Genomic DNA, 908 nt, shown 5'->3' on the forward strand with positions numbered 1-908 from the left:
GTTCAGAACAACTGACGGATAGAAGTGTGACATCAGCGAAGCTTACGTATGGAAGCGTTGGATCAGAMCAGCTGACTGACGGAAGTGTGACAACAGAGAAACTGGCGCTWGGCAGCGTAGGTCCGAATCAGCTGATGGACGGAAGTGTGACATCAACGAAGCTGGCATTTGGCAGTGTAAATTCGGAACAGCTGACGGACGGCAGTGTGACGACAGCGAAGCTTGCGTATGGAAGCGTAGATTCAGAACAGCTGATGGGCGGAAGTGTAACATCATCAAAATTGGCATATGACAGTGTAGGTTCAGAGCACTTGATAGACAGAAGCGTGACGACGACCAAGCTAGCATTTGACAGCGTAGGTTTGGAACAGCTGATGGACGGAAGCGTGACATCCGCAAAGCTGGCGAATGGAAGCATTGGTTCAGAACAACTGACGGATAGAAGTGTGACATCAACAAAGCTTGCGTATGGAAGCGTAGGTTCAGAACAACTGACGGATAGAAGTGTGACATCAGCGAAGCTTACGCATGGAAGCGTAAGTTCAGAACAGTTGGCAGACGGAAGCGTGACTACATCGAAGCTGGCTTATGGCAGTGTAGATTCAGAACAGCTGATGGGCGGCAGCGTAACTTCATCGAAACTGGCGTATGATAGCATAGGTTCAGAGCACTTAATGGACGGAAGCGTGACAACGACGAAGCTGGGAATTGGCAGCGTAGGTGCGGAACAGCTGACGGACGGAAGCGTGACAACGACGAAGCTGGCATTAGGCAGYGTAGGTKCGGARCAKCTGACGGACGGAAGCGTGACGACAACGAAGCTAGCGTATGGCAGCGTAGGTGCGGAACAGCTGACGGACGGAAGCGTGACRACRACGAAGCTAGCGTATGGYAGCGTAGGTGCGGAA

Annotated in this window: 1 pseudogene; it reads left to right on the top strand. The window is 51.8% G+C overall.

Annotation, left to right across the window (positions count from 1 at the left end):
* Positions 1-908: pseudogene (locus tag AC1DSE_RS35845) on the top strand (hypothetical protein); the annotation flags it as partial.

The sequence above is a fragment of the Paenibacillus sp. 01L418 genome, from assembly GCF_056400045.1.